We start from the raw sequence: 23,786 nt of genomic DNA on the forward strand, positions 1-23,786 counted from the left end.
TCAGTGGATTATCCAGCTCAACAACCATAAGCCCAGCAGCAACCAGATGATGCCCATTATGATCGACGCATTCATGAATGCCCGGATGGCCGACCACAGCAGCATCAGGCCAAGAACCAGCGCGATGATGCTGATGATCGAAGTGTCCATCCCCAGCGCCCGGGACAGCCCTTCGACAAAATTGGCCCCGGCATGGCTCAATAGATTGAACAGGCCGCTGAGGCCGTCGACGATAAAACGAATAACTGAACCGAGTGCCTGGCCGAGCCATTCGAAAAAGCTTTCTACCTGCATGTGTAGTTCGTCCTGAGAGAATGATGAGGCCCGTGAGTGCAGCTTCTACAGGGCATCGACTGTGGATTATGGGGCAAAGTTCGACACTACATCGATATGCTTGCAGTCCTGGGCCAACCCCGTGAAGCTATACGTCTTCAGGAGAGCCCGATGAACCTTGTTGAACTGACCGAACGCCTGCACGCCATCCGCGACCGCAATGACTGGCGACAATTTCACAGCCCAAAAAACCTGGCCATGGCTGCCAGCGTGGAAATGTCCGAGCTGGTGGAGATTTTCCAGTGGCTGACCGAAGACCAGTCGCGCCAGTTGCCGGCCGACAAACTCGCCCATGCCGGTCAGGAAGTCGGTGACATCGTGCTTTATCTACTGTTGTTGTGCAGCGAGTTGGGGTTGGACATGAATGAAGTGGTGCGCAGCAAGCTGGCGGACAGCGAACGGCGGTTCAACTGATGAGTGACCGTCATTTCGATCAGTTGGCGACGCGCTTTGCCGAAAAAATCTATGGTGGGGCCAAGGGCGCCATCCGTCTGGCCGTGCTACAGGCTGATCTGGCCGAAACCCTGCCGGACCGGCCGTTGCGCGTTCTGGACATCGGCGCCGGGCTGGGCCACATGTCGTTATGGCTGGCCCAGCGAGGTCACGACGTCACGCTCGCCGAACCTGCCGAACCGATGCTCGAAGGCGCTCGCCAGCGCTTCGCCGAGGCCGGGCAGCAGGCGACCTTTATTCAGGCGCCCTGGCAGGATCTGCTGGGCCAGCTTACCGGGCCCTACGACCTGGTGCTGTGTCATGCGGTGCTGGAATGGTTAGCCGAACCCCACGCGATACTGCCGGTCTTGCATCAATTGACCCGGCAGGACGGCTGGTTGTCCCTGGCCTTCTACAACCGCGATGCGCTGATTTACCGCAACCTGCTCAAGGGCCACTTCCGCAAGATGCGCAAGAACGACATGGCAGGTGAAAAGCAGAGCCTCACGCCACAGCAGCCCCTGGACCCGCGTGAACTTGCGGCGCAACTTGAAGGCCTGTGGCAGGTCGAAACTCAGAGTGGGGTACGGGTGTTTCACGACTACATGCCAGTGGAGTTCCAGGCCCGCGCAGAACTGGTGGACTTGCTTGAAATGGAACTCGCGCACCGCCGTCACCCAAGCTTTGCCGGGCTTGGGCGCTATTTGCACTGGATCTGTCGGCCGATCTGATCGGAGCATGAAATGAAAAGTCGTTCGGGTTTACTGATGCTCTGCCTGGGGTTGGCGGCCTGCCAGGGTAGCAACCCCTATGTCGCGGCCTCCAGGCCATTGCCGCCTGCGCCGCCCCAAGCCGCGACCACCTTCGACCGTAGCGCCTATCCGGCACCGCCGCGCGACTACGGCCGGTATCGCAGTTGGGCCTGGCTGAACGGGCAATTGCCGCCGGGGACCGCTTGGGCGGATTCGGCGCAGGTGGCCGAAGCCGTCAGCAACGCGCTTGACCAGCGTGGCTTGCGGCCGTTGCACGACAACCGCCCGGCCGACCTGTTCGTAAGCGCCGACCTGCGCCTGGAGACCCGCTTGCGTCAGGTCCGGGATGACTCCTATGGCGGCGCCGGTTATTACGGCGGTGGTGGCGGTTATAACCGCTGCTGTGGAAGCGGCTATGGCATGTACAACACGGTGCCGATCGTGCGCACTTATCAGGAACAGGTCGTGGTAGTAAGGGTCGACCTGTTCGATGCGCAAAGTGGCCAGCCGGTGTGGAGCGCCAGCGCCGAAACCAGCAACCAGGGCAAGCAGAGCGCCAGGGCCGATGCAATCAGGGAGGCTGTGGAAAAAGCCATGTCGGCGTATCCTCCCAGTTAGCTGCGGTAGATAAGACGCATTACGCAGGTTCATGCCTTCACCCGGAGAATCATCATGTTCCGCCGTCTAGCTTTACTGGTCGTGGTCGCGCTGTTGGGCGCCTGTGCCTCGGACCAGGTCAACCATGACTTTGACGCCAGTCGTGATTTCTCCGCCTACCGCAGCTGGAGCTGGAAAGAGCCGGCCCTGCAATATCGGCCCGATGACCCGCGAATCAAGAGCGATCTTACCGAGCAGCGCATTCGCCAGTCTGTGACCGACCAGCTCGACCAGCGCGGCCTGCGCCCGGTCGCCGCCGGCACCAAGGGTGACTTGAGCGTACAGACCTACCTGATTGTCGAGCAGCGCCAGCAGCAGGTCACAACCAACTACGGCGGTGGCTGGGGTGGCCCGTGGAATGGTTATTGGGGCGGGCCGATGTACAACGAAACCCGTAACGTCACCTACAAGGTCGCGACGGTGCAGATCGACCTGCTCGATGGCAAGGACGGCAAGCTGGTATGGCGCGGCAGCGACGAGCAAATGATCGCCCGCTCGCCAAACCCGGCTGATCGCAGCAATGCGATACGCGAGACCGTGGCACGGATCCTGGCGAACTATCCGCCTAGATAGTCCTGTCACACAATCCTCCGGAGGGATCGGGCTTGCTCGCAAAGGCGCCGTGTCATTCAACAATGATGAGGCTGACACATCGCTTTCGCGAGCAAGCCCACTCCCACAGTTATCTCTGCAAGGTGCTGAATGGCTTGTTGCCAGCAGTCACGCCAACCCTTGTCTACACTCTCTCGTACCCATGGAGGTAACGCCTCGGCAGTACGCCGGCAAAGGAGTGCAGGATGTCCCCCCGCTTGCAGTTTCACAGCCCGGCCCGGCAACGTGGTGCGATCGGTCTGATGGCAGCACTGACCCTCGGCCTGGCAATGCTGTTCATGTTGCTGGTGCTCGATAGCGGCAGGCTTTACCTGGAGCAGCGCAAGCTGCAGCGAGTCGCCGATGTGGCGGCCCTTGAGGCCGTGACCCGCGACGGCGATTGCCTGGCCAATCTCACTGCTGCCAAATACTCCACTGAAAGTGCCCGCCGCAATGGCCTGACCGTCGCCGACGGCATCACCCTGACCACCACATGCGGAGTCTTGCTGACCGGTGCCGACAAACTGCGCAGCTTTACGCCGGATGCCAGCAAAAAAGAAGCCATCCGCGTGATTGCCACCCGAGTGGTGCCTACCAGCATCGCCGCCGGCGTCGGAGCACTGTTCAGCCCCGGCCCGGTCAGCCTCAACACCCAGCTCACGGCGACAGCGGTCAGTGCTCCGGCCGTGCTGCCGCCCCTGGCCATGTTGACCATTGGCAGCACTGCGCTTGTGGTCGACTCCAGCAAGTCCGCGGCCTTGAATCTGTTGTTGGGGAAAATGCTCGGCGGCAGCCTTGATCTGAGCGTGGTGGGCTGGCAAGGCCTGGTCGATACCCACATCAATCTGCTTAGTTACCTGAATCAACTGGCCCTGGACGTCAATGTCAGTGCCGGCAACTACACCGAGTTGCTCAACAAAAAAATCAGGCTGACCCAGTTGCTGGATACCGCGATCACCGTGCTCCAGGCCGGCGGAACGACCGCTAACGTCGCGGTTAACGGGCTGACCGATCTCAAGGTTGCAGCAGGCAGTACCGAGCTTACGTTAGGGCAACTGCTGCAGTTGCAGACCGGCGCGCCGTCATCTGCCCTGAATACCAACCTGCAGGTGTTTCAGCTGGTGGAAGCCTTTGTGCAATTGGCCAACAGCAAGAACGGGATCGTAGTCGATCTGCCGCTGAATATTCCTGGATTGGTCAACGGCTCGGTGCAGGTCAAGGTGATCGAGCCGCCGCAGCTGTCGGCGGTGGGTAATCCGGCACTGGCCAAAGCCAACCCGATGGGGCCCGACCGTATTTTCGTGCGCACAGCGCAGGTGCGGACTGTGCTGTCGCTTAAACTTCCGTTGTTGTCGGGGGTTACAGGGCTGCTCGATGCGATCACCAGTTTGCCTGTGGTCAACGGTGTGACCAGCGCCTTGAATGACCTGCTACACCTGAACCTTGGCGGAGCAGTCAGTTCGCTGCTGTGTACCTTAACCGGTACTTGCCAGGTGACTGACCTGAGGATTCTGCCGACATCGACCATCGACATCGCGCTTGAAGTGGCAGCAGCCGACAGTCACGTCACCGACTACAACTGTGCCAGCGAAGCGACCAAATCCCTGACCACTCAAACCAACACGTCGCTGGCGAAAGTCAAAGTCGGCATGATCGACAAGGTCAACGCCTTTTCATCCTCGGCCGATGTCACCGTGCAGCCACTCGCGCTGATTGATGTCGGGATGTACAAGTGCGTGCTTTTTGTGTGTGACAAGGCTAACCGCAAAGCTTTTTACGGCGGGGGCTTGGGGGTGAAAGTCGATGCCCCGATAGCGAGTACCCAGAGCAGCCACGTCTACAACATGCCACCAGAAATCAAACAACCGCCACTGTTCTTCAGCCTGGGAACACAGGGAGTCGTCGACAGCCTTAGAGCGACCCTCAATGGCGTGCAGATAGAGGCTTACAAACCTACCGGGTCCAGTCTTTTGGGCGGCTTGCTCACGACGGCCGCCGGGGCGCTCAAAAGCGTCAACGATACACTCGGCGCTGCTATCAACGGCCTGCTAAGCAAAGTTCTCGACCCCATCCTCGACAACCTGCTCTCTGCCCTCGGCATCACCCTGAACAAGGTCGAAGTCGGTGCCAACCTCAGTTGCAAACCTCCCGGGCGAGCCGGGCTGGTGATTTAAACTTGGGGTAATACCGGCAACTCAATGCAGAATCGCGCACCGTACTGAGAGTTAGTCACACTGAGGCGCCCGCCCATGTTCTGGACAATGCCGTAACTCACGGATAACCCCAGGCCAGTGCCGACGCCCACCGGCTTGGTGGTGAAGAAGGGCTCGAAGATCCGCTCCAGCAGCCGCGGATCAATGCCGCCACCATTGTCCTCGACCCACAGACGCACGTGTTGCGCATCCCGTTCGGCATCCAGCGCGATCCAGGGCTGGAACTGGCGATCAGCCTCGCGTCTGGCCAACAGGGCATCCCGGGCATTGACCATCAGGTTGATCAGCACCTGTTCCAGCTGATCGACATGACCGCGGACCTGTACGTCAAAACCGGTCTCGCCAACTCGCAGTTCAAGCCCTTTGCCGCGCATGCCTTCGGCCAGCAGCGCCAAGGTGCCTTCGATGGCTTGTAACGGATTGAATGGCTGCTGCTCGATCTCGGACCGGCGACCGAATACGCGCATGTGGTCCACCACCCGCGCTGCGCGCTGGACCTGAGTGTCGATGCGCTTGAGCTTCTCGGTCAGGTAATCGACCTGCACATCACCGTTGCCCAGGCGCTTGAGGACATTGACGATGGCCATGCGCATCACATTCAGCGGCTGGTTGATTTCATGGGCAAGGCCCGTGGCCATTTCGCCCAGGGTGGCCATTTTTGCGCTCTGGGTGAGTTGCTGCTGGGAGCGCCGCACCTCCGTGTTGTCGCGGGCTACAGCCTGGATTTCCAGCAATCGCCCCTGATCATCGAACACCCCACGATCCGACCAGATCCACCACGCATGCTCACGTCCGGGCAGTTGCAGATTGATTTCCGCAGTACTCACCGCAAACTCAGGGCTCAGTTGGCTCAGACGCGAAACAAACGCCTCGCGCTGTTCTGGCGACATCCAGCTGCCGAGGTTCACGCCGGGTAACGCTTGCGGCTCGCATTCCAGGTAGGCCGCCAGTGGACGGTTGCCGAAGGTCAGCGTCAGGTCGGGCAGGTAACGGCAGATCATCGCCGGTGAGTCTTCCACGAGGATGCGATAGCGTTCCTCGCTTTGCCGGACCTGCTCGGCAGCCTGGGTGGCTTCGGTGACATCCAGCCACAGGCCCACGGCCTCCACCGGCAGGCCGAGATCGTCGCGCAGCAGGCGGGCTTCATCGAGCAGCCAGTGGTAATCGCCCCGACTGTCGCGCATTCGATAACGCGCCTGTACCGAACCCTGGCGCAGCAATTGTCGGGTGCGTTCGAAGTATTGGTTGCGGTCATCCGGGTGTACTCGCTCGACCAGCATCGCGGGGTTGCACTCGGCGAGGGAGAACCCCAGTAACGGCAACAGGCTGTCACTGAAAAACGTCGGCTGCAGCGCGCCTTCGACGTAGCGCTGAACATAGATCACTGCGGGTGAACTGGCGATCAGGTTGTCCAGCCGGGCATGTGCCATTGCCGCGCTCTGCTGCTGGTTCTTGATGTCACTGATGTCGAGCATGAAGCCGATGATTCGCCGGTGTATACCCGCGCCGACGGCCTGGCCTTGCAGGCGGTACCAGGTGGGGGATTGCGCGGTATCGGCACGCAGCACGCGCGTGCACAGCAGCAGGGGGGCACTGTTGTTTCGCAGATCAAGCAGGCGAGCATTGAGTTCTTCGCGATCGGCGGGGTGTACCTGTTCGAGCCAATCGCGCACCGGTAAACGCCCATGGTCCAGGCCCAGGTCGCTGGCCAGCGAGGGGGCCAACTGCAGCTCGTGGCGATCACTGAAAAGCTCCCACCAGCCAGTGCCGAGCAAGGTTTGAAGGGCTTCCAGGCGCTCCAAATGCAGATGGTGGCGCTGCTCGCGCAAACGCTCCAGCAAGGGGGCCGCCAGTGCGGCCATCAGCTGCAACCAGTCGCGATGGTTCAAGTCAGGCGCACGCTGTTGCACTGAGTAAAAGCCGCACAGCAACCAAGCCGCCACTCCTTGGGCGTCGTGGTAAGGCACGACAAAGCCTTCAGCATTGCCGAAATAATCATTCAAGCGGGGATGCTCGCCGCGGATCAATTGCTGGGGGGTGCAGCCGCTCAAGGTGTCGAGGCCAGTGCCCAGGCGTTGACCGTTGTGCCATAACTGCGGCGCGTCGGCCGCGCTGAAGTGCTGATGCACCTGCCAGCCTTGTTCCTGATCATCGAGCAGCGCCACGGCAATACAGGGGATTTGCAAACGTTGGGTGAGGATTCGCAGCTGTTCTGCCATCACCTCCGGCAGGCGCGGCAGGCTGCACAGGCGCAGTTGCTCGCTGATCTGGCTGGAGAGCAGCTGACACTGCTCGCGGTTGCGCGCCTGACGGCGTTCGAGCAACAGATCGCCGATGTCCAGCAACTGTAATAACCAGCCTTCGGCCTGGGGTTGTACCCAACCGCGCAGGTGCAGGGGCTGGTCGCCGAGGCCGTGAAAATCCAGGTCCAGGCTATGTCCGAGCCAATCCGCAGGCGTACCTTCAATGGACAGGCAGCTGTGGGGCATCAGGTAGTCGCGCAGTAGCACCGGCTGGGCATGCAAGGCCTGGCGAGTGAGTGCGTGTCTGAGCGGTCCCGCCAGGTCAATCACTCGACCCGCAGCATCCAGCTGAATGTGCAAACCCACGCCGGGCGCGCTCAATGCTTGCGCAGCGATGAGGGTTTTTGGCGGTTGGCGTTGGAGCAGGCGCCTGAGCAGCGTGTCGCCGGCACTCAAAACTGCAGGCTCGATTGTGCGCTGAGGGTGGTCGGCAAGTTGGGTATCGGACCGATTCCGGGCAGTACCAGGGAAGGCAGCACACTGTTCAATTTGCTGCTGGGATAGTCGATGCTCACCGTCAGGACTCCGGCGGCATACTCCGCCTTCGCATCGGTGGCGACACTGAATTTCAAGGCCGGTGGAATCCATGACAGGCGTTGAGTCAGGACATTGGTTGCCAGTGTCTCGACAGTCTGTTTGTAGTTGGCGGTCGTCGGGTCCACGGCCACGCTGCGACGTACCGCTTCGGCGGTCGACTCGTTGAAAGATTGCATCAGCAGCAATGGCAGGCTGTAACTGAGAAGGCCGTACAGCACCGCGAAAAAAATCACGAATACCAAGGCGAATTCAATCGCCACGGCACCTTTTTGTTTACGGGGAAGGGCGGTTTTCATGTGTGCGTCTACCCTGACAATCACAACGTAATATCAGCATAGAATCATTCAGCCAAAACGGACGGCTTTTACCTCATGCAGAGTATTTCCCTGATCATCTGGCTGATGGTGTGCGCGGCGCAGGACGCTCGAGAACGACACATTGCCAATATCCTGACCTTGGGCGCAGGCGCGTTGGCGCTGGCTTGGTTGCTGTGGACCGGGAATACCTGGCTGGGCGCCGAGGCCGTTCAGGGCGGCCTGGCCTTTCTGCTGGCGCTGGCCTTCACGCTGCCGGGATATTGGATGGGGCGAATGGGCGCTGGCGATGTGAAATTAGTGACAGCTTTGGCGCTTGCGACGGACGGTATGCACGTTCTTGGCACGATCATCGGCGCTGGAATCGCAAGCGTTTTGTGGTTGTTGTTTTCGCCAAAAATCTGGCTGTATATGAGTCAATCACTTAGAGAACGGTTGCGCTACATGCCACCACAAATGTCAAAAAAACAACCATTTGCGCCGTTTGTACTGGCAGGCGCTGTACTGACTATGGCCTGTCTCCGCTAATCGTCTGTTGTGTGTACAGAGTCGAAAAGTACGTCTACTTTCAAGTCAGTCGTAGTTCTACAGCCCGTGGCTGTCGGTACAGGAATAGCCAGGTTTTGATTTTGGCATGGAGTAGCACGTGAACAAGCTCACCTCGGCAGTAAAAGTCCTTGTGGTTGATGATCAGCCATTGATCGTCGAAGAACTTAGCGAGTTTCTCGGGAGCAGTGGTTACCAGTGTGTCCCCTGTGAGTCCAGTCAGGAAGCGATCGAACGTTTTTCCAATGACGTTGAAGTGGGGCTGGTCCTTTGTGACTTGCACATGCCCGGCATGGATGGCATTGAACTAGTTCAGGAGTTGCAACGCCGGTCCGGCAAACATCGGGTGTTCGAGGCCATCATGCTGACTGGCCGCGCGGATAAGCAGGACGTGATCAAGGCGCTACGCGCGGGCTTTGCCGACTATTACCAGAAACCCATCGACCTGGATGAACTGCTGGACGGTTTGCGACGCCAGGAAGTGGCGTTGCAAGAGCGGCAAAAGAGTCTGCAACTGGGGCATTTGAATCAGAAGCTGCAGTTTCTTTCCGAGTCCATCGATGATCTGTATCAAGACCTGGACAAGGTGCGGCGCAGTCCGTTACCTCGGGGTGCGGCTGGCGACATCGACGATGCGTTCGTCTACACGGATCGGCTGGAGATACCGTCGATTTTCAATCAGCTTTCGCCTCGGCAACTGGATGTGGCGCGGCTAGTGGGCAAGGGGCAAACCAACTACCAGATCGCCTGTGAGTTGGGGATTACCGAGAACACGGTGAAGCTGTATGTCTCTCAGGTATTGCGCTTGACTCACATGCACAATCGCACTCAATTGGCACTGGCGTTGTCGCCCAATATCTCTGGTATGCGCCAGAGAATCACGGCGCACTGAACGGCAAAAATCCACTGTAGGAGTTGCCGAAGGTTGCGATCTGTTGCCCTTTTAAAGGTCAAAAGATCGCAGCCTGCGGCAGCTTCGGGGATGTACATACGGTTTTCGAAGGGCCTTCAATTCCCCTCCAGCGATCCTCCCGCATCCTGTTCATAAAACTCCGGTATCGGGTACTCAAAACTTTTCAAAAACCGCGCCATGGCCCGTTCCCGCTCGGCCGCCGTGGCTGTCTGTGGAATGCTGGACGCCGCCTGATTGCGACTTTGCAGCACCAGCCAGCCTTCGGTTTCCTGCTGTTGTGGTGAAGAAGGGCCGGCGTCGATGGCCCAGGCTGGCAGACTCAACAGGGGCAGGCAGCACAGGATGGTCAGCTTCATGGTGTTCACCTCTACTTCAGCGCATCAATGACGACCGCAACCTGGCCGCTGGTGGACGGACGTGGCGTGGCAGGGGCCTTGAGTGATTCGGCACGAGCCTTGGCCTCGCCGAATTGCTCCGGGCTCAGGCCTGCGCGGCTGACGAGTTCGCCGGCCTGTTGCCAGTTGTCCTGAAAGATCAACAACGCCACCAGATTCACCGCAGGCAGTTGATCGCTCTGCTTGAGCTCGATCGCGGTCAAAAACTCGAATCGTGCGTCGTCCAGGCGCAGCTGATTCATGTAGACCACGCCCAGGTCATTGCGAATTTTTTCGTCAGTCGGCGCGAGTCGGGCGGCCCGCTGCAGATGCGCCTGGGCCTGGCCGTTTTCACCCCGGCCTGCTGCCAGTTGACCAAGACCGTGTTCGGCTTCGGCGGCACGGCAACTGCCGAGCAGGCTGCGGTACAAGGGTTCGGCATCGCTGCGCCCCAGCAAGCGATAGACCCGGGCCTTGCGCAGGCGCACATCCGCCAGGCTGTCCGGCAGGCTCTGCAGGTTGGCGAGGCTGGCGTGCAGCTTGCCGTCCTTGGCCATGTCATCGGCCAGATTCAGCGCCAGCTCCTGATCGGCACTGGGTTTGGCGCAGTTGGCAGTGGTCAGTACGGACCAGGGGGGCTGGCCGTTGGTGGCGCATCCGCTGAGCATCAGCAGGCTCAGGGCGGCGATCAATGCTTTCATAGGAGACCTCTCGAAGGGTGCAAATCAGGACGAGAACGCCCGGGCAATTGCGGTAAAACCCGGTCCGGCCAGGACGATCAATAGCGCTGGAAACAGAAACAGCATCATCACCACCGACATCTTCGCCGACATTTTCGAGATATATTCCTGCAGGTTGGTCAGGCGAGGGTCGTCGAGCAGCTGCTTGAGCGCCAGCAGCGACTTCATCGCTCCGCCGCCTTGCTGGATCAGTTGCTGCAGGATCACGCAGGTATCGGTGAACTCGTCGATCGCCAGCGCATTGGCCGCCTTGTTCAATTCCTGTCCCAGCTCCAGGCCCGAGTCGACCCGGGCCAGAATCAGGCTCAGCTCCTGGGTGGTCTGCGGCAACAGGCGCCGGGCTTCGACGCTCAATACGCGCAGGGCCTGCTCAACGGCCATCCCCGATTCGAATAGAATTCGCAGCAAAGGAATGAGCGTGGAAATTTCCACGGCAATTTGTTTTTGCCGCCGCTTGGCGGCGTATGCCAGCAGGCGCTTGGGCAACAGGTAACCGATGGCCAAGGCAAAGAATGGCGCGATCCAGTGGTTGCTTTCCTGGGGATAAACCAGCGGTTGCAGCACGATAACCAGGGCCATTACCAAGAACGGTGTGCCGATTTGCAGCGCGGCAAATACCGAGCGCTGGCGGGCGCGGCGCCATCCCACGCGGTTGAGCAGTATTTGGGTTTCGTTGTCGAGACTGACGCTGCGTTGCCCCACCTTGCTGTCACCAACGGCGCGCAGCCAGTTGCCCAGGCGATTGTCCTGCAGCATCTGGCCTTGCAGGCGCTGGGTGACCTGGCGTGCGCGCCGGTGACGCTCGAACAGGCTGGCGAACATCAACAACACGGCTCCCAGCAGCAACAACGAACTGATAATCAACGCGACGGCCATCTCAAACGCTCCGCAACATGCGCCACAGCGCCAGGCAACCGGTGACTTGCAGGCACACGGCGATGATCAGCATCTGCCGTCCCCCTGCGTCGTTCCACATACCCAGCATGTAACCGGGATTGCTCATCATGAAATAGCTCACCAGGATCAGCGGCAACGACCCCAGGACCCAGGCGGTCATGCGGGTTTCACCGGTGAGTGCACGCAATTGGCGAGCACCCTGCTCGCGCTCGCGAATCAGTTTGATCAGGTTCTCCAGCAGTTCGCTGGCGTTGCCGCCATAACGGTGATTGACCTTCAGGCCCAGGGCGAACATGCGCAACTCGTCCTGCTCATACAGCTCGGCAAAGTCATTCACCGCTTCTGGAAGGCTCACGCCTAACTGCACATTGCGTTGAACCCTGCCCATGGCAGTTTTCAACGGATCCTCGCTGGCGTCGACCGCGCCCATCACCGCGTCCGCCAAGGTGCGACCGGACTTCAGACTGCGTACCGTGTGGTCCAGCAACTGGGGTAACTGCTCGACGATCCGGCGGATCAGCCGGCGATAGCGCCACGACACATACACCCGCAGCGCCAACGGCGGCACCACCAGCAACAGCAGGAAGCCGGCCCAGCTCGCGACGGTAAAACCCATCAGCATCGACACCACCCACAGCGTCAGCCATCTACCCAGGCGGTCGGTGGGGCGCCCCAGGCCTGCACGCAGAAATGCCCGCTCCAGGCCCGTCCACCGAGTCTTTTCCGGCACCCGTTCCGGTTGCCCCTGGCCCAGGCGTTCCAGTACCCGTTCGCTGCCGGATTTACGCACGCCCTGATAGAACAGGCGCACAGAAAAGGCCAGCAGCAACAGGCACATCAGGCACAGCAACAGAGGACCGATCATGTGCGCCTCGCGGTCAGTGATGGGCGCTGACCGACTCGCGGCGCAGCTTGTCGCCAGCGGGGTTGACCGCCTCGCGCAGAAAGCCGAAACCGGTACGTCGATCAAGCCGGAACAGGGTGTTGGTGACGTACACGTCGTCGCGGATCCCCACTACTTCCACGACTTCGCTGACGCAGCGGCGTCCGTCCGGCATGCGGGTCAACTGGATCACTACGTCCAGTGCTGCGCAGATCATTTGCCGCAGGGTGCGCTCTGCGATGGTGCGGCCCGTCAGGCCTACCAGGGTCTCCAGGCGCAGCAACGCATCCTGCGCGTTGTTGGCATGCACAGTACTCATTGAACCGTCGTGACCGGTGTTCATGGCGGTGAGGACATCGACCACTTCGACGCCACGGATTTCGCCGAGGATGATCCGGTCCGGGCGCATCCGCAGGGCGTTGCGGATCAGGTCACTGGCTTTCACTTCGCCGTGGCCTTCGGCATTCGGCGGGCGGGTTTCCAGGCGCACCACGTGTGGGTGGCCGAGTTGCAATTCGGCGACGTCTTCGATAGTCACCAGGCGTTCATGAGGATTGATCAGTTGGCTGAGGATATTCAGCAGGGTGGTCTTGCCCGTGCCGGTGCCGCCGCTGATCAGGATATTGCAGCGCCTGCCGACTGCCTCCTGGATGAAGTCGAAGATCGCTTGGTCGATGGTTTGCATCGCCATCAAGTCCGAGCTCTTGAGCATGTCCTTGCGAAATTTACGGATTGACAGGCAAGGGCCGTCGAGGGCGATTGGCGGGATGATGGCGTTGACCCGGCTGCCATCGGGCAGGCGCGCATCGACCATCGGCGAGGACTCGTCGAGCCGCCGGCCCAGAGGTGCGAGGATACGCTGCATCACGCGTTCGACATGGTGTGCATCGATGAAGCGCAAGTCGCTTTGATGCAGCACGCCGTCGCGTTCGATAAACACCCGGTGTGGGCCATTGACCAGAATCTCGGTCACCGCCGGGTCGCGCAGCAGCACTTCGAGGGGACCGAAGCCGGTCAGCTCGTCGACGATCTCTTCGGCCAGGCGCTCCATTTCATAACGAGAGATCGCCAGGTGCAGGCGGGCGATGTACTCGGCGATCTTGTCGATTACAAACTGCGACAGCACTTGCCGGGTGCCCTCCAGCAGGTTTTTCCCGGACTCTTCGATGGCGTCGATGATGTAACGGTGCAGCACCAGTTTCAGGCCTTCATGGTCGGTGTTGCCCACTGCATTCCGGGTTGGCGCGCCGAAAAGTTTTTCACTGTTCATTGCGTCCCCCTCAGTCGGTCGAACCATCCCGTCTTGGCTTTGACGATGCCTTCGGAGCGTTTTGCCAGGCGTTCGCCGAGGGTACGCAGACCCTGGGTCAAGGTTTCCCGAGGGGCCAGTTCAAATAGCGATACGCCCTGATTCTTGGCGTTAAGACGCACCTGAGGGCTGTTGGCGAGCGTCGCAATGACCTCCATGCCGAAACTTTTACCCAGGGTCTCGGCGTCGGGTGCGACGTCGCGCAGGTAGCGGTCCACCAGGAGCTTGGAGTGATCGAGCTTCAAGCCTTTTTCGCGCCAGAAATTGAGGACCGCCAAGTTGCGCCGGCAGTCGAGCACGTTCTGATCGGTGTACCACAGCAACTTGTCGCAGTGGCTGACAAAGGTCCGCAGCGCCTCGCTGTCCTGCTGCCCCGTGAGGTTCACCACGATGTGCTGGAAGTGTTGGCGCAGCGCGCTGAGCAGCATGTACAGCTCTGCGGCACTGGTGTGCTCCAGCGGCTCATCGGTACTGGCATAGGCCAGGATTCGCAAGCCGGCTTCGCAGCGACTGAAAGCGCTGTCGATCAACGTGGCGTCCAGGCGTCGCAAGTGCCGCAGGGCATCGCCAAAGTGAAACGAGCTCTCCAGGCCCAGTAACGCCAGGCTGTCACCGCGGGGCAATCCGAGATCCAGCAACAAGGTTTGTTGCCCGCTCTTCTGCACCACTTGCGCGAGATGGGTGCAAAGCAATGCGCCATCGGCGTTGCCCTGCACGCTATACAGCACGGTCAGGCCACCCAGTTGAGTGTTGGGGGTTACGGGTGGCAGGCGCTTGCTCAAGCGCCGAACCAGGCCTGCGACTTCACTGGAGCGCGAGCCATACGCGACGAAATCCCGGGCACCTGCGCGCATGGCGTTGAGCACCAGTTGATTGTCCATGCCGTCGCCCAGCGCGACGATCGCGAGCATTGGCTTGGCTTCCAGGGCGCCTTCGATCAGCGCGCTCTGGGCCACCACGTGGTCTCGATCCAGGTCAATGAATACCAGGCTGGCGAACGTCACTTCCACCAACGCCAGCAATTCGTCGAGGCTGCCGCCACCGGCGCTGACCACCTGGCCCAAGGGTGCGAGGGCACCCTGCAGCCACTCCAGGTCGGTGTCGTTGCGCGTAATCGCGAGAAAGGTCTGACTCAGGCTCTGGCTCATTGCGATAGTCCGCTGCGTTTATCGAAGTTGCCGTTTTCGAGGAAGTACATACGGTAGAAATTCGGATCGTAGTTACGCAATTTTTCCCCGGGCAGCGAAGGCAATTGCGCGTTCGCCGCCAGTGGCTGGACCAGGTGCGGGGTGACGATCATCAGCAGTTCGCGTTCTTCGCGATTGATGTTCTGGTCGCGGAAAAACGCACCCAGGATCGGGATGTCGCCAAGTCCCGGAAACTTGTTCACCTGGGAGCTGTTACGGGTGCTGATCAGGCCGCTGATGACAAAGCTTTCGCCATCGGCCAGGGAGATGCTGGTGTCGGTGCGGCGTACCGTCAGCGCCGGGACGACGGTGCCGGCGATGTTGACGCCGTTGCTGTAGTCCAGTTCGCTGACTTCCGGCGCGACTTTCAGGGCGATGCGATTGCTGCCGATGATGGTCGGGGTCAGCGTCAGGCGGATGCCGAATTCCTTGTACTCGATCGAGACGTTGTCGCTGCCGGAGCTGGGCACCGGGATGGGAATTTCGCCACCGGCCAGGAAGCTCGCACTCTGCCCGCTCAGCGCCACCAGGCTAGGGCGCGCCAGGGTGTAGGCGAAACCGCTGCCTTCAAGGGCATTGATCATCACCATGGTCTTGCCGCCAATCCAGGAAATATTGAACTGATCGTTATTCACCGGTAGCCGCGGCTGTACCACGCCGTCAATGGTCGGCAAGGTGCGGGGTGCGCCGAACAGGAAGTTGCCGCGTGTACCAAAAATCGAGGTCGAGGCTTCCTTGAGTTTGGTTCGGCTGACTTCGACGAAGCGGATGTCGGTTTGCACTTGGGAAGGCAGCAGCGCTTCCTCGGAAGGCAAGGCGACGGCGGTGAGCGCCGCGGTGGCCTTGCCCTGGACGAACACCATGGTCTGGCGCGGTATGGTCGAGCAGGCGGTCCAGACCATCAGGCTGGTCGCGCCGGGTGCCATGCCAGTAAGCAGGAAACCGCTGGCGCCGGTGGTGCGCACGTCGGCGATCTTCGGGTCGCCGACGGCCAGGCGGGTGATCGCAACCGGCGACTGCAGCTCCTGCTGCAAGCCTTCGCCGACTTCCAGCACGCTGGGCAACGGGCTCAATGCCGTGCAATGGCTGGAAGCGGCGAGGCTGGTGTCGGCAGCTGCCAACACCAGGCAAGCGAACAGCGGGCAAAATATCGGCATGGAACGACTGGGCATAAAACTGCATCCTTGCTCGATCAGGGAGTTTGTTGGGTTACTTGGTTACCACGGATGACTTCCACGGCCGGCCTTGCAGCGGCAGTGCGCGCAGGGCTGCTGATGGGTGTTTTCGGCGCGCCGCCCAGGGCCAGTTGGGTGAACTGGAACAGGCCGCTGTTGGCAGCATCGAGATTGCCGGGCGTGTCGCTTTCTCCGGCCCAGTAGCGCGCCAGGCGCTGCTCTTCGGCGCTGCGTACCGCCAGGCGCAAAGTGCCCACCTGGGTCGCCAGCATCAGTCGGCTGAGCAACGGTTCCGGTACGGCCAGCAGCACGGTGCGGGCAGCGATGCGGCGCTGATCCTGCTTGATCTTTTCTTCGGCGTTGAGGGGCGGGGTGGCGGGCTTTCCGTCGTTGGTCAGGCCGAGCTGGTCGCCGACCCCGAGCACGCGCATGGCCGGGATGACGATCTGTGCCGACTGTTGCCGGTTGCTCTCGTCCTGGCGCAAGTACAGCAGCACATCGACATAGTCACCCGGTGCCAGTTGCCCTGCGGCCCCGATCACTTCATCGACCGCGACGGCGAGTGCGCGCTCGTCACTGCGGATCATGCGCGCCAGGGCGCCACCGGTTTCGAAACTGTCTTCGCTCAACCAGGTGCCAGCGGTGAGTGTGCGCCATGGCATGCGCCCGACTGCCTGGTCGATGCTGCCCAGGCTACCTGCCGGTGCACTGCGCAGTTTTTCCACGACGAGGTCGGCTACGGTCAATGGTGTAAATGGCGCCACATCGTGCACCAGTACGACCACCGAATGGCGGGTCTGGTCTTCGGCGGTGGCGACGGTTTTTTCGATGGCGACCACTGCGCTCGGAGCCTCGGAAGGTGCGGCGGCGGGCGCACGACTGAGCATCAGTCCCCAGTATCCGGCGACGACTGCTCCGACTAGCAACAACCCGGCAAGGCCCATGGTGACGCGACTGTTCATGACGGCTCTCCCTTTCCTGCCGCAAGACTTGGCCCATATCCAGACGGGGTAAATTCGTGCTCAGGCAGCTATGAACATTCAACGATTTCGCTATTTGACGGTAGCGCAGGTGAGGCAAAACGCCATTAACCAGAATGAAAATATCTGGCAAAAATTTGAGAAGTGGCCGTAATGGCGGGTGTTCTTTTGGGTGCTTCAGAAAGTGCTAATACTTTGTAATTAATACGTTCTTACAGTTGCTGGGGGTGGGTTTGTTGACAATGCTCTGATTGCACGGAGCAATCATGTCACCGCCCGTGATACCGGTGCCCAGGGGCCCAAGGAGTTGTCAGATGTTTCTTAAACTGTATGTGAAAGTTCGCGTGTTTTTTGAAAGTACTGAAGGGGCTTCGGCGATTGAGTATGCGATTGTGGCGGCGATGGTGGCGGTTGTTGTTGTGGTGTTTATTGCCCCCATTGGAGATCAGGTCAAGGAGATTTTCAACAAAATTACCGTAGGAATCGGAGGCACTGCTGTGTCGTAAAGCAGTTAAGATAATCAGCTGTATTCCTGATTGTCGGCTAATGTGGTTAAACCTAGGATTGCCGTAGCGGAAACGCCACATGACAATATCTTCACCCCCACGCCAGCAGTTGCTCTTGGTCGACGACGAAGAAGACGCGCTGCTTGAACTTGCCGAACTGCTGGAGGGCGAGGGCTTTTGTTGCTTCACGGCAACGTCGGTCAAACTCGCCCTGCATCACCTTACCCGCCATCCTGATATCGCCTTGGTGATCACCGATCTGCGCATGCCGGAGGAAAGCGGCATGTCGCTGATCAAGCGGTTGCGCGAGCACACCTCACGTCAGCATCTACCGGTGATCGTCACGTCCGGGCATGCGGACATGGAGGACGTCAGCGACATGCTGCGCCTGCAGGTGCTCGACCTGTTTCGCAAACCCATCTACCACGTGCGACTGCTGGAGACGTTGAACAACCTGTTCCCGCAGCCCCTGGCCCAAGTGACTTCCGGCTGAACAAACCCGCTCCTACCGATGCATGCCGCCAGCGTGCCCGGTCCCGCAGGAGCAGCCTTCGGCAGCTCCTACGTGGGGATCGCTCTGCGTCTACAGCTGTGTCGATTTGATCCAGTACGCGCTTAGCCGTGATCTCCGCCAGCATTTCGGATTCGGCGGGGGGAGGGAGTGTTTGATCCATTGTGAAACTCCAAGTGATATTAGGCGCTGCCATCAATCGCCGCGACGCAATCGTAGGTGGCAGCTGTGCGCAGGTTCGCGGACCGAGCCACTTGGAAACCCACTGTAGGAGCGAGCTTGCTCGCGATGGTCGTGAACGATAATGCTGGCAACCTGATATGCCCGCGGCGTTCTCGGGTTCATCGCGAGCGAGCTCCTACAGTGGGTTCGTATAGGCCACCGTCCTTCTGGCGATCGTTCAACGTCGCCATCGCGAGCAAATCGGTCCTCAACTCAAAGCTGGTAACTGAAACTGATGCTGTACCGCGGCTTGCGGTTGAAGGTATCCAGTGCTTCCTCGGACATTGGCTTGGCGGCTTCCAGGGCGATGTTGTAGTACTTGGCATCGCCGAACCTCAACCCGATGGCGCCCGAGGACAGATTGTTCCCCTGCACCGGCAGCTTGTTGAACCAGGTCTTCGAGCGATCCAGCACCACATACGGCTGGAGGGTTTTTACCCAGCTCCAGTCACGGTTGAAGCTGTAGTTGACCTCGTACGCCACGCCCCAGCCCTTGTCGCCGGACGCTTGATCGTCGGGGTAGCCGCGACCGAAATTCTGCCCGCCGAATACCGCTCGTTCGCTGTCGGGCAGGGTGTCTTCACTCCAGTACAGCGCGGCCGAAAGCACCCCCTGCCAGTTGTCGAAAAACCGGTCGCTCTGCACGCCGGATAAACGCAGGCGGAAGAAGTCCAGGTCGAGGTCGGTGTTGTTGGTATCGGCCCCCATGCCATCGATGCCTTGATAGACCCCGCCACTGAGGATCCGCAACTGCTTGGCATCGGCCTTGCGCCAGTCGCTTTCGAAAGCGAGGGCGCGCACATCGCTGTTGATGTCGACGCTCACAGGAAAGCCGACCACCTTGTAGCGGGTCTTGTCATTGACCGCGTACACCCTTGAGCTGACGCTGAGCTGTTCGTTAGGTGAGGCGATCAATGGATGGCTCAGGCCAATGGAGTAACGGTCATTCTCTCGGTGCGGCTTGAGCTCCAGGCCATTGTCGGTCAGCACGTTGGTGCCCGGATCGGCGCGGTAGCGTGAGGCGGAAAGCGCCAACTGCGTGCCCTCGGCGTCCAGAAACTGGTTGTAGTCCAGGCGGTAGTACTGCTCGTGATCTTCCCCCGGTGGAAACAGGCCGCTGAGGCTCAGTTGCTCGGCCATGGACGTTTGGGAATTGCTGCTGAGACCGAGCAAGGCCTGGGTGCCGTTGCGGTTGCTTTCGGTGGCGCTCAGGGTGCTGGTAAAGGGTTTGCGACTGGCCTGGGCGACCAGGTAGGCCGCACCGTCGGTGGTGCCCGGTGGCGGCACCTGCGCCTGCAAGGTCACGCCAGGAATTCGACTCATGAGGGTGGTGTAGCGCTCGAAGGTCTTGCGCGTCAGCGGGCGTTCGGCCTGCAGCTTGGCTACCAGTTTGTCGAGCAGGCCCTTGACCCGTCCGACGTCGCCCTGCAACTGGTAATCCTTGATATAGCCTTCCACCAACACCACCCGCGCCACGCCATTATCGAACGTCTGTTGCGGCAGGAATGCATAGGACAGCAGGTAACCGTCCTGCTGATAGCGGCGGGTGATGCTGCGGGTTGCTTCAATCAGGTCAGCGAGGCTGGTTTCCCTGCCGATCAGGGGCTGGTACAGCGTGGCCAGTTCGCTGAGGGGGTAGACGGTTCCGCCTTCGATCTGCACGGTTTTCAGCTTGATTCGAGTGTTCATCATCAGGGGCTGGGCCTGGGTGGCGCCGGGTTCCGGCACCGAGAGCGGCGCAGTGCTGGGGCGGTAGGCATCGGCGGGCAAGTTCGGTGCTGGCAGGTTGCGGGTGGTTTCGTTGCTGTTGAGAAAGCTGGGAAGGTTGTCGGCAAGGGCACAGGTACTGACGGTCAGAGCTAGCAAGGATGCCAAGAGGCGCATAGGACACTCCATGTTCAATTTACAACTTCGCCTGGATCATCATGTTCCAAAGAAAAAGCGGAAGACTCTTTCGAATCTTCCGCCTTCAACCAAGCGTAGGCGCTGTAGAAAAAGCCGTCGAATCGGTCTGGTGCAAAAAACTAACGGTTCTTGCCGCTCAACTTGCCGGTAAGGCCTCCCAGTAAGCCACCGAGACCACCTGTAGCGCCGCCATCGCCAGGGGCGCCGTTCACCAGACCGCCGACGGCACCGACGGTACTGCCTACCGTGGTGACGGTGTTGCCGACCGCCGCCACGACCGGGTTCGGCGTGCTGGTGGCGATCGCTGAGCCAAGGTTGCTGACCGCGCCACCCACCTGATGGGTCAGGCCGTTGACGGATGCCCCAAGGCCTGTCGCTGCGCCGACGTTCTGGGTCAGGCCGGTGACGGCGGTAGTGACCGGATTCAGGCCAGTGCCCACTGTGCTGCCGAGGTTGGCCAGGGGCGCGGTGGCTGCCGTATTGGCGACGCCGGAGCCGCCCAGTACAGTGTTAACCGACGCAACCAGATTGCCCGCTGCCCCGGCGGTTACACCGCCTGCACTGACCACGCCACTGGTGCTGCCGGCGTTAAGCCCACTGCCGACATTGACCACCGCGCCACCGACGGTCTGCAGCAAACCTGTGCCGCCCAAGGCGCCACCCAGGACGCCGCCCGCGCCGGAATCGGTGCCATTGGAAACCAGCCCGCCGACTTTGCCCACCGCCGTGCCGGTGTTGCTCAAGGCGCCGCCGACGGTGTTGGTCAGGGCATTGCCGTTACCCGCCAGGGTGACTTTGTCGCCCACACCATTCACGGTGCTGCCCACTTTGTTCACGATGCCTTTGAGCGGACCACCGAGCCCGGTCGCGTCGCCGATCTTGTCAGTCGTGGTCTCGACCATGGCGATTACCGGCACGAGTTTGCTGCCGACCTCCTTGGTCACTGTCCCCAGGGGACCGGTAGTGGTAGCTGTACTCAGGGTATCGCCAAGCATGGTGACTTTTTCGCCAACGCCGTCCAGCACGGGGGCGACTTTGGTGACGACGCCGCCCACCACAGGAATGCTGCTGGTGGCGGTGGCGAGTTTGCCGCTGACGTCGGAGACGCCATTGCCGACATCCTGCACCACGCCGCCTACCGATGCCGCTGTGACACCCAGTCCATTGGGATCGCTGTCCAGTTTGCCGATGCCATTGGCGACGCCGTCACCCAGGGTGCTGACGACATTACCGGTAGTGTTGACTGCACTTTGCACCACACCGCCGACCACGGGCACGGTGCCCAGGCTGTCGCCGACCTGGCCGACTCCATCGCCTATGCCGCTGACGGTTTTGCCAACGTCCTGGACCAGGGTGGTGGTCACCAGCGGAGTAACGCCGGGGTTGGTCGGATTGGTTGGGTCGGTCGGGTCTGTGGGGTTGGTCGGGTTGCTCGGGTCTGTGGTGCCGCCGCCAGTTCCACCGGTGCCCGCGGTGTTGTCACCACCCGATCCGCCAGTGCCTGCGGTGCCGTCAGCTGTACCGCCGGTTCCGCCTGAGTCTCCGGAGCCGCCTGTTCCCGCGCCTGCGGTGCTGTCGGGGGATGAACTGCCGGAGCTGCTGTGATGACCACCGCCACCACTGCTACAGCCGGTCAGGCCGAGGGACAGGGCGAGTGCCATGGCGATTGCTGATTTGCACCACACGTGGGTTTTCATGAGAGGTATTCCTTGCACCTGTTACAACGTTCGTGGTCTTCGATGGCTTGCCGGTTTCTGTTGCCGGCAATGCCTTCGTCCGTTGTAGACATGACAGTCGCAAGGGGGCGCCAATACCATTCTCCAGTTGGTATTAACGCCTTGTATAGGGTTTTGTTTTGGCTGATATATGCTTTTAAATCAATGTATTAAGAAGTGTTTTAAGGGTTCATAAACCTTAGTGATATATACAATTTCAGATCAGTTTGCAGCAGCAAAGCTTGCTCTCGATGACAATTTTCCAGACGCCTCAAGTAATCGGCGACCAATGCCCCATCATATGCTCCAGGTCCCCGGCCCCCTGCAGTTGAAAGTCCCCACTCGATCCCGCCGCACTCGCCATCAACGTCACCTCACTGGGCAGTCGCACCGGCTTCATGAATTGCACGGCAATGTTTACATTGGCCGTGGGCAAATGATCGGCGAGCGCCGCCAGGGTCCTGGCCTTGTTCCACAACCCGTGGGCAATGGCGGTGGGGAAGCCGAACAGCTTAGCGCTGACGGCACTCAGGTGGATCGGGTTGTAATCACCAGAGACTTTGGCGTACTGCCGGCCGATGTCCGCAGGGGCTTTCCACTGCGCCACCTGAGTCATCGGCAACATCGGCGCCAGCACTTGCTCCGCCGGTTCGCCCTCCAGCTTGACGCCGCGACAGAGCATCCGGCTCTCGGCTTCCCAGAGCGGCCCGAGTTGATCATCCAGGGTCGTCACCAGGTCGAACGTCGCACCCTTTGCGTGGGGCTGCAGGTTCTGCACTTGCACGCTGACCCGCACCCGGCCCACGCCGCCCATCGGGCGCAGGACGCGGATGCGATTGCTCAAATGGATCAGTCCGAGCAACGGGAAAGGAAACTCCTTGGCCGTCAGCAGTTGCATCTGCAAGGCAAACGCGAGGACGTGGGGATAGGTGGGTGGCAGCAAGGCGTTGTCGGCGAAACCGCAGACTTTGCGGTAGGCCGCCAGGCGCTTTGGATCGACATCGATCCCGCTACGCAATCCGGAATCCGGGAGGGTAGTGCCAGTGATCTTGCGTCGAGTGGCGGCCCGAACGTACAGGTCCGTCACGCTCGGTTCGCGATCGAGTGTGTGCCAATCGGTCGTCATGTCTAAGCCCCCAAAACGCTTTGTCCGCAGACTCGCAAGGCCTGTCCAGTGAATGCGCCAGTGCCGGGCTGGGCAAGCCAGGCGACCGCCTCGGCAACGTCTTGCGGCAAACCACCCTGGCCCAGCGAACTCATGCGTCGGCCGGCTTCGCGCAGGGCGAAGGGGATGTGTGCGGTCATTTGGGTTTCGATGAACCCGGGTGCCACGGCATTGATGCTGATGCCGCGCTCCTTGAGCAGCGGCGCCCAGGCTTCTGCCAGGCCGATCAGCCCGGCCTTGCTGGCGGCGTAATTGGTCTGCCCGCGGTTGCCGGCGATGCCGCTGATGGAGGCCAGCAGGATCACCCGGGCATTGTCGCGCAGGGTGCCCTGGTCCAGCAGGGCCTTGGTCAGCACTTGCGGTGCATTGAGGTTGACCGCCAGCACGGCATCCCAGAACTCCGGCGTCATGTTGGCCAGGGTTTTATCCCGGGTGATGCCCGCGTTGTGCACCACGATGTCGATGCCATCGGGCAGGTGGTCGATCAGTTGTGCGGCGGCGTCCTCGGCGCAAATGTCGAGGGTGACGCTGCGCCCGCCGAGGCGTGCGGCGAGGGCTTCGAGGTCGGACTTGGCCTGAGGCACGTCCAGCAGCACCACCTCAGCGCCGTCACGGGCCAGGGTTTC

Annotated in this window: 24 protein-coding genes; 9 read left to right on the forward strand and 15 right to left on the reverse strand. The window is 60.7% G+C overall.

The window, feature by feature from the left end; all coding sequences use genetic code 11:
* On the reverse strand, positions 1 to 294 hold the full coding sequence (locus tag L9059_RS24800) for a hypothetical protein (RefSeq protein ID WP_045060321.1): 294 nt from the start codon (positions 292 to 294) through the stop codon (positions 1 to 3).
* Between the two features lie 150 nt (positions 295 to 444).
* Between L9059_RS24800 and L9059_RS24805 the strand changes: the two genes are divergently transcribed.
* The 5 genes from L9059_RS24805 (at position 445) to L9059_RS24825 (ending at position 4,939) form a co-directional block, all read left to right on the forward strand.
* Complete coding sequence (locus tag L9059_RS24805) at positions 445 to 747, forward strand: MazG-like family protein (RefSeq protein WP_135294881.1); 303 nt, start codon at positions 445 to 447, stop codon at positions 745 to 747.
* Positions 747 to 1,496, forward strand: coding sequence for a methyltransferase (locus tag L9059_RS24810; RefSeq protein ID WP_247293468.1), 750 nt, complete (start codon positions 747 to 749; stop codon positions 1,494 to 1,496). The genes L9059_RS24805 and L9059_RS24810 overlap by 1 nt, the downstream gene beginning before the upstream one ends.
* Positions 1,497 to 1,508: 12 nt before the next feature.
* On the forward strand, positions 1,509 to 2,135 hold the full coding sequence (locus L9059_RS24815; RefSeq protein ID WP_247293469.1) for a DUF4136 domain-containing protein: 627 nt from the start codon (positions 1,509 to 1,511) through the stop codon (positions 2,133 to 2,135).
* Positions 2,136 to 2,189: 54 nt separating this feature from the next.
* Positions 2,190 to 2,747 (forward strand): DUF4136 domain-containing protein, encoded by a 558-nt coding sequence (locus L9059_RS24820; RefSeq protein ID WP_247293470.1) that lies wholly within the window; start codon positions 2,190 to 2,192, stop codon positions 2,745 to 2,747.
* A gap of 224 nt (positions 2,748 to 2,971) precedes the next feature.
* Positions 2,972 to 4,939, forward strand: a complete 1,968-nt coding sequence (locus tag L9059_RS24825; protein ID WP_247293471.1) for a pilus assembly protein TadG-related protein — start codon at positions 2,972 to 2,974, stop codon at positions 4,937 to 4,939.
* On the opposite strand, the gene L9059_RS24830 is transcribed toward L9059_RS24825, so the two are convergent.
* Together L9059_RS24830 and L9059_RS24835 are read right to left on the reverse strand one after the other, a co-directional pair.
* The gene (locus L9059_RS24830) at positions 4,936 to 7,677 is read right to left on the reverse strand and encodes a PAS domain-containing sensor histidine kinase (protein ID WP_247293472.1); all 2,742 of its coding nucleotides are present in this window, start codon (positions 7,675 to 7,677) and stop codon (positions 4,936 to 4,938) included. The two genes, L9059_RS24825 and L9059_RS24830, sit on opposite strands and share 4 nt — an antisense overlap.
* Complete coding sequence (locus L9059_RS24835) at positions 7,674 to 8,114, reverse strand: TadE/TadG family type IV pilus assembly protein (protein ID WP_247293473.1); 441 nt, start codon at positions 8,112 to 8,114, stop codon at positions 7,674 to 7,676. Before L9059_RS24835 ends, L9059_RS24830 begins: the two co-directional genes overlap by 4 nt.
* A gap of 75 nt (positions 8,115 to 8,189) precedes the next feature.
* Between L9059_RS24835 and L9059_RS24840 the strand changes: the two genes are divergently transcribed.
* Together L9059_RS24840 and L9059_RS24845 are read left to right on the forward strand one after the other, a co-directional pair.
* The gene (locus tag L9059_RS24840) at positions 8,190 to 8,660 is read left to right on the forward strand and encodes a prepilin peptidase (RefSeq protein WP_247293474.1); all 471 of its coding nucleotides are present in this window, start codon (positions 8,190 to 8,192) and stop codon (positions 8,658 to 8,660) included.
* A gap of 118 nt (positions 8,661 to 8,778) precedes the next feature.
* Positions 8,779 to 9,570 carry a response regulator gene (locus L9059_RS24845; protein WP_247293475.1) on the forward strand — a complete coding sequence of 264 codons (792 nt, stop codon included), beginning with the start codon at positions 8,779 to 8,781 and terminating at the stop codon, positions 9,568 to 9,570.
* A gap of 116 nt (positions 9,571 to 9,686) precedes the next feature.
* On the opposite strand, the gene L9059_RS24850 is transcribed toward L9059_RS24845, so the two are convergent.
* The 8 genes from L9059_RS24850 to cpaB are packed head-to-tail and all read right to left on the reverse strand — an operon-like array spanning position 9,687 to position 17,118.
* Positions 9,687 to 9,947: a DUF3613 domain-containing protein gene (locus L9059_RS24850; protein WP_247293476.1), complete on the reverse strand. Its 261-nt coding sequence runs from the start codon at positions 9,945 to 9,947 to the stop codon at positions 9,687 to 9,689.
* An 11-nt stretch (positions 9,948 to 9,958) separates the two neighbouring features.
* On the reverse strand, positions 9,959 to 10,666 hold the full coding sequence (locus tag L9059_RS24855; protein WP_247293477.1) for a tetratricopeptide repeat protein: 708 nt from the start codon (positions 10,664 to 10,666) through the stop codon (positions 9,959 to 9,961).
* Positions 10,667 to 10,690: 24 nt separating this feature from the next.
* Positions 10,691 to 11,581, reverse strand: a complete 891-nt coding sequence (locus tag L9059_RS24860) for a type II secretion system F family protein (RefSeq protein ID WP_247293478.1) — start codon at positions 11,579 to 11,581, stop codon at positions 10,691 to 10,693.
* A 1-nt stretch (position 11,582) separates the two neighbouring features.
* Positions 11,583 to 12,467 (reverse strand): type II secretion system F family protein, encoded by an 885-nt coding sequence (locus tag L9059_RS24865; RefSeq protein ID WP_247293479.1) that lies wholly within the window; start codon positions 12,465 to 12,467, stop codon positions 11,583 to 11,585.
* Between the two features lie 13 nt (positions 12,468 to 12,480).
* Positions 12,481 to 13,755 carry a TadA family conjugal transfer-associated ATPase gene (locus tag L9059_RS24870; protein ID WP_247293480.1) on the reverse strand — a complete coding sequence of 425 codons (1,275 nt, stop codon included), beginning with the start codon at positions 13,753 to 13,755 and terminating at the stop codon, positions 12,481 to 12,483.
* Positions 13,752 to 14,942: a CpaE/TadZ family protein gene (locus tag L9059_RS24875; RefSeq protein ID WP_247293481.1), complete on the reverse strand. Its 1,191-nt coding sequence runs from the start codon at positions 14,940 to 14,942 to the stop codon at positions 13,752 to 13,754. Before L9059_RS24875 ends, L9059_RS24870 begins: the two co-directional genes overlap by 4 nt.
* A complete protein-coding gene (locus L9059_RS24880; RefSeq protein WP_428480298.1) occupies positions 14,939 to 16,153 on the reverse strand; it encodes a type II and III secretion system protein family protein in 1,215 nt (404 codons plus the stop codon). Before L9059_RS24880 ends, L9059_RS24875 begins: the two co-directional genes overlap by 4 nt.
* A gap of 20 nt (positions 16,154 to 16,173) precedes the next feature.
* A complete protein-coding gene (gene cpaB / locus L9059_RS24885; protein WP_247293482.1) occupies positions 16,174 to 17,118 on the reverse strand; it encodes a Flp pilus assembly protein CpaB in 945 nt (314 codons plus the stop codon).
* Positions 17,119 to 17,450: 332 nt separating this feature from the next.
* Here cpaB and L9059_RS24890 point away from each other — a divergent pair, with 332 nt between their 5' ends.
* Together L9059_RS24890 and L9059_RS24895 are read left to right on the forward strand one after the other, a co-directional pair.
* The gene (locus tag L9059_RS24890) at positions 17,451 to 17,642 is read left to right on the forward strand and encodes a Flp family type IVb pilin (RefSeq protein ID WP_247293483.1); all 192 of its coding nucleotides are present in this window, start codon (positions 17,451 to 17,453) and stop codon (positions 17,640 to 17,642) included.
* Positions 17,643 to 17,721: 79 nt separating this feature from the next.
* A complete protein-coding gene (locus L9059_RS24895; RefSeq protein ID WP_247293484.1) occupies positions 17,722 to 18,135 on the forward strand; it encodes a response regulator in 414 nt (137 codons plus the stop codon).
* A 453-nt stretch (positions 18,136 to 18,588) separates the two neighbouring features.
* Here L9059_RS24895 and L9059_RS24900 read toward each other — a convergent pair whose 3' ends face one another.
* From L9059_RS24900 to L9059_RS24915, 4 genes are all read right to left on the reverse strand, one after another.
* Positions 18,589 to 20,259 carry a ShlB/FhaC/HecB family hemolysin secretion/activation protein gene (locus L9059_RS24900; RefSeq protein ID WP_247293485.1) on the reverse strand — a complete coding sequence of 557 codons (1,671 nt, stop codon included), beginning with the start codon at positions 20,257 to 20,259 and terminating at the stop codon, positions 18,589 to 18,591.
* A gap of 140 nt (positions 20,260 to 20,399) precedes the next feature.
* A complete protein-coding gene (locus L9059_RS24905) occupies positions 20,400 to 21,977 on the reverse strand; it encodes a collagen-like triple helix repeat-containing protein (RefSeq protein WP_247293486.1) in 1,578 nt (525 codons plus the stop codon).
* A 289-nt stretch (positions 21,978 to 22,266) separates the two neighbouring features.
* A complete protein-coding gene (locus L9059_RS24910) occupies positions 22,267 to 23,121 on the reverse strand; it encodes a MaoC family dehydratase (protein WP_247293487.1) in 855 nt (284 codons plus the stop codon).
* Positions 23,122 to 23,123: 2 nt separating this feature from the next.
* Positions 23,124 to 23,786, reverse strand: a 663-nt coding sequence (locus tag L9059_RS24915) for an SDR family oxidoreductase (RefSeq protein ID WP_247293488.1), incomplete at its 5' end; no start/stop codon positions are given.

Source organism: Pseudomonas violetae (genome assembly GCF_023072615.1).
GTDB lineage: Bacteria > Pseudomonadota > Gammaproteobacteria > Pseudomonadales > Pseudomonadaceae > Aquipseudomonas > Aquipseudomonas violetae.

Coding starts and splice junctions, on each gene's coding strand:
- L9059_RS24800 (WP_045060321.1), bottom strand. CDS start 294: ATGCAGGTAGAAAGCTTTTTCGAATGGCTCGGCCAGGCACTCGGTTCA.
- L9059_RS24805 (WP_135294881.1), top strand. CDS start 445: ATGAACCTTGTTGAACTGACCGAACGCCTGCACGCCATCCGCGACCGC.
- L9059_RS24810 (WP_247293468.1), top strand. CDS start 747: ATGAGTGACCGTCATTTCGATCAGTTGGCGACGCGCTTTGCCGAAAAA.
- L9059_RS24815 (WP_247293469.1), top strand. CDS start 1,509: ATGAAAAGTCGTTCGGGTTTACTGATGCTCTGCCTGGGGTTGGCGGCC.
- L9059_RS24820 (WP_247293470.1), top strand. CDS start 2,190: ATGTTCCGCCGTCTAGCTTTACTGGTCGTGGTCGCGCTGTTGGGCGCC.
- L9059_RS24825 (WP_247293471.1), top strand. CDS start 2,972: ATGTCCCCCCGCTTGCAGTTTCACAGCCCGGCCCGGCAACGTGGTGCG.
- L9059_RS24835 (WP_247293473.1), bottom strand. CDS start 8,114: ATGAAAACCGCCCTTCCCCGTAAACAAAAAGGTGCCGTGGCGATTGAA.
- L9059_RS24840 (WP_247293474.1), top strand. CDS start 8,190: ATGCAGAGTATTTCCCTGATCATCTGGCTGATGGTGTGCGCGGCGCAG.
- L9059_RS24850 (WP_247293476.1), bottom strand. CDS start 9,947: ATGAAGCTGACCATCCTGTGCTGCCTGCCCCTGTTGAGTCTGCCAGCC.
- L9059_RS24855 (WP_247293477.1), bottom strand. CDS start 10,666: ATGAAAGCATTGATCGCCGCCCTGAGCCTGCTGATGCTCAGCGGATGC.
- L9059_RS24860 (WP_247293478.1), bottom strand. CDS start 11,581: ATGGCCGTCGCGTTGATTATCAGTTCGTTGTTGCTGCTGGGAGCCGTG.
- L9059_RS24865 (WP_247293479.1), bottom strand. CDS start 12,467: ATGATCGGTCCTCTGTTGCTGTGCCTGATGTGCCTGTTGCTGCTGGCC.
- L9059_RS24870 (WP_247293480.1), bottom strand. CDS start 13,755: ATGAACAGTGAAAAACTTTTCGGCGCGCCAACCCGGAATGCAGTGGGC.
- L9059_RS24875 (WP_247293481.1), bottom strand. CDS start 14,942: ATGAGCCAGAGCCTGAGTCAGACCTTTCTCGCGATTACGCGCAACGAC.
- L9059_RS24880 (WP_428480298.1), bottom strand. CDS start 16,153: ATGCCCAGTCGTTCCATGCCGATATTTTGCCCGCTGTTCGCTTGCCTG.
- cpaB (WP_247293482.1), bottom strand. CDS start 17,118: ATGAACAGTCGCGTCACCATGGGCCTTGCCGGGTTGTTGCTAGTCGGA.
- L9059_RS24890 (WP_247293483.1), top strand. CDS start 17,451: ATGTTTCTTAAACTGTATGTGAAAGTTCGCGTGTTTTTTGAAAGTACT.
- L9059_RS24895 (WP_247293484.1), top strand. CDS start 17,722: ATGACAATATCTTCACCCCCACGCCAGCAGTTGCTCTTGGTCGACGAC.
- L9059_RS24900 (WP_247293485.1), bottom strand. CDS start 20,259: ATGCGCCTCTTGGCATCCTTGCTAGCTCTGACCGTCAGTACCTGTGCC.
- L9059_RS24905 (WP_247293486.1), bottom strand. CDS start 21,977: ATGAAAACCCACGTGTGGTGCAAATCAGCAATCGCCATGGCACTCGCC.
- L9059_RS24910 (WP_247293487.1), bottom strand. CDS start 23,121: ATGACGACCGATTGGCACACACTCGATCGCGAACCGAGCGTGACGGAC.